This is a genomic window from Bacillus haikouensis (assembly GCF_013179555.1).
Taxonomy (GTDB): domain Bacteria; phylum Bacillota; class Bacilli; order Bacillales; family Bacillaceae_B; genus Rossellomorea; species Rossellomorea haikouensis_A.
The window spans coordinates 1-3,708 of sequence record NZ_JABMCR010000345.1; the positions used below are offsets into that span (position 1 = coordinate 1).

Genomic DNA, 3,708 nt, shown 5'->3' on the forward strand with positions numbered 1-3,708 from the left:
GATTCCCCTTTATGATCCGGCTGTTCTTGTGCAGCCTCCAATGCAAGTTTCATAAAACGCGTCTCTGCTCCTGCAAGGTGCAGAACGATTTGTGCAATACTCCATTCATCTTGTGAAGGCTTCTCATTCATTTTTTCATTTGATAGCCCCTCAAAAGTTGCTTTTAACTTTTCTCTTATTTCCACTACTTTTAATTCCCACATCTTCCATCATCTCCTTACTCTTCAGCTTATAGTACTAATTAGGTATCAACAAGTGAAAATCCTCTATAATCGGACCTAAATAAAAACTCCCCGGGCAGGCCGGGGAGTCATCCTTTAACAATATTCGCAGAATTCAAGTTCGCGTTTTAATTCATCCACGTATTCCTTAGAGCCGGTCACAATAAGCCTGTCATTCATATGAAGCTCTGTGTCACCATGTGGGACAATCGAATCTTTGCCTCTGAAAATCCGGACAAAGATGACATCTCCTGTAAACGGGAATTTTCTCAGAGTCATACCTTCAAACTGGCTGTTCAGCATTTTTATTTCGTACAGCGACATTTCCTGGTTTGTCAGGATATTCATCACTGATGGTGATTCTATCATTGCTCTCAGCAATGCTTTCGTAGAAAGGAATACCGAGTAGACTTCAATTTCTTGCTCTCTCAGCGTTTCATGCAGGTCAGGGCTTTCGACTCTGACAATGACCCGTTCGACGCCTCTTTCTTTTGCTGCAACGGCAAGAGTGGCATTTGCTTCTTCATCTCCCGTCGAGATTACGACTATATCTGCCTCAAATACATCAAGAGCTTCCAATGTATCAAGCGCGTAATCCTCAATTTCATTGATGTTGAATAATGAGTCTGCAATATTCTTATCCGACTTATCCTGAATCGTATGATAAAGGATGGAGTCATAAAGTGAAGATTGCAATTCCCTGGATGCAGGCAGGGTCATCTGATTGGCTCCCAGGAACACCACTTTCAGTTTCTTCTCAGTTGCGCTTTCTCTTGGGAATAACTTCTTAAAGACTATCGGTGTAATGATACACGCGATGACGGCAACGAGAATCAAAGTTCCGCTCATTTGAGGAGTAATGATTTCCATTCTTTCAGCAATCTTTGCTGCTGCAATGACCAGTGAAAGAGTCGATGTAAGCAGGAACGCAGATGCTATGGTCGTTTTTGTATCATACCATTTCTTTAACAGGTAAACTGGCAGCAACTTGGAAATCAAAAATGCTATTAGTAATAAAGGAATCAAGAGCAGCATTTTTTTATCATTCAGCATGGAATGAAGATCTAACTCGACACCAACCATGACGAAAAATATAGGTATCAAAAATCCATAACCGAAGGAATCCAGTTTCTGTACCATTTCTTGATTTGGTGCCAGCAATGACACCAGCACGCCGGCCAAAAAGGCACCGAGGATGTTTTCTGCACCTACTGTTTCAGAGACAGCCACCAATAATATAATAAGCGTGAAGACTGCACGTGTTCCAATTTGCACTGTGCCAGTGGATAAGCTTTTTATAAAATTGTTGTTTTTCATACGCTTTCCTAACAGATAAAGAAGTACTCCAACTCCAAACAGGACAAGCAGCAGCCACATACTTCCATGCCCTTCACCGTAGAGTGAAACGAATACTGCCAGAAGGATCATTGTAACCAGGTCAGCAATGACGGCAATCAATAAGATGATTTGGCCGATGGCTGTTTTGGATATTTGAGCTTCTTTAAGTGTTGGAACGACAACTCCCAATGAAATAGTTGAAATGATCAATGTCATCAGGAAGGCATTCTCGATAAGTCCAAAGAGCACAAATAAATAAGAGAGTCCAAGAGAGACAAAGAAGATACCAATGAAAATGATGGTAGCAACCTTCAGTCGGTTTGGTTCTTCTTTACCGCTTGGTAGAATTTCTTTCTTTTTCTTACTATTAGAGAATGCTTTAAAATCAATTTCGAGTCCACTTAAAAACATTAAAAAGATGAATCCGAATGTTGACAGCGTTTCAAGCCACATATCCTGGTGGACAAGATCAAAACCGCTTTTCCCTATCACCAGCCCCATGATGATCTCAGCGATGACCACGGGAATGAAATTCAATTTAAATCGGTGCAGCAAAATAGGCGTCAAAAATGCGACAATGATGACGATAACCAGAGATGTTACCGAGGCATGCTGTTCCATAATGCTTTCCCCCATTCTTTCTATATAAGATAATTCATGAACAATGTAGCTAATCCAAAATAAATGAGGATGCTGATGATATCATTTATTGTCGTAATAAAAGGACCCGAGGCTACCGCAGGATCCACTTTTAATTTGTGCATGAGCAGGGGGACAAGGGTTCCCGCAAGTGTAGCGACAAATAATGAAACCATGACTGATACGCCGACTAATATCCCCAGAAAAAATGTCCCTTTCCATACATATACAATCATACTCACGACAATTCCACATGTCGTACCGGTAATCAGCCCTGTCCCGGCTTCACGAATGATAAGGGCAAGTTTATTTTCCTTCTCCAAGTCACCAGTGGCAATTCCCCGGACAGCAACGGCAAGAGCCTGTGTACCAGTATTTCCTGCCATCCCTGCAATAAGGGGTATAAAGACTGCAAGAATGGCTACTTTATCAAGAGTAGCTTCAAAACGGCCGATGAGGCTCGCTGTAAACATTCCCAGAAATAGTAATGCAATCAGCCAAGGGAGCCGCTTTTTAGCTGCGTTGAAGGGGTTTCTGTCAATGGAATCCAAGTCAGCAATACCTGCAAGTTTGGAGTAATCATCCGATGCTTCTTCTTCCATTACATCCATGATGTCATCAACCGTTATGATCCCGAGCAGATGATGCTGGAAATCGACAACCGGTAAAGCAAGGAAATCATAATCCTTCATTTGTCTTGCAACCGTTTCCTGATCCTCGCTAACCCCGGCAGACATGACTCTTTCACTCATGATTTCTGATATCATGACATCATCATGGCTGATGATCAAATCTCTTAGAGAGATGACTCCTACCAGCTTCTTATCATCGTCTACGACATAAATGTAATAGATCGTTTCCGCATTTGGAGCTTCATTCTTCAGAATGTACATGGCAGACCGGACCGTCTGATTCTGTGAAATAGCGACAAATTCGGTTGTCATGATACTTCCGGCAGTATATTCCTCATAATGAAGGAGCTCTTTAATTTCTTTAGCCGAATCATCGTCCATGATGGTCAGGTAGCTGACCACCTGATCTTTATCAAGTTCATTCAGTACATCGACAGCATCATCTGCATACATATTCGACAGCATTTCAGCTGCATATGAAGGATTCATCTCTGCTAGTATATCCTGATAATCCTCTTCATCTATATCAAGGCTCTCAAATAGTTCTGCCATCTCTTCGGGAGAAAGATAATGGTAAAGGCGAATTCTCAATTCATTCTCTACTTTAGAAAAGAATTTAGCCTGATCATAGGAGTGTAATTGAATGAACTCCGACCGGAAAAGGTCTAAATCTTCTTGCAGAAGGGCTCTTGTGAGAAGCTCTTCATCATACATTTCTTTTTCCTGCTTTTCTTTATCATTTGATTGTTCATTGATCGGTTCGTTCATTAATCCACACCTCCTTCATTTATCGTCAATAGTCGTAATAATACTAGCAAATCTTTACGGAAATGTCGCCCGTTAACTAAGGCGCAACTTTTATATTGTGCTATTGACAG

At 41.3% G+C, this 3,708-nt stretch carries 3 protein-coding genes; all 3 read right to left on the reverse strand.

Going from position 1 to position 3,708, the window contains the following annotated elements:
• The coding region (locus HP456_RS21110; RefSeq protein ID WP_172254788.1) for a DinB family protein at positions 1 to 203 on the reverse strand (203 nt) is incomplete at its 3' end.
• A gap of 114 nt (positions 204 to 317) precedes the next feature.
• A complete protein-coding gene (locus HP456_RS21115; RefSeq protein WP_172254789.1) occupies positions 318 to 2,180 on the reverse strand; it encodes a monovalent cation:proton antiporter family protein in 1,863 nt (620 codons plus the stop codon).
• 20 nt (positions 2,181 to 2,200) lie between these two features.
• A complete protein-coding gene (gene mgtE / locus HP456_RS21120; RefSeq protein WP_172254790.1) occupies positions 2,201 to 3,598 on the reverse strand; it encodes a magnesium transporter in 1,398 nt (465 codons plus the stop codon).
• Between the last annotated feature and the right edge of the window lie 110 nt (positions 3,599 to 3,708).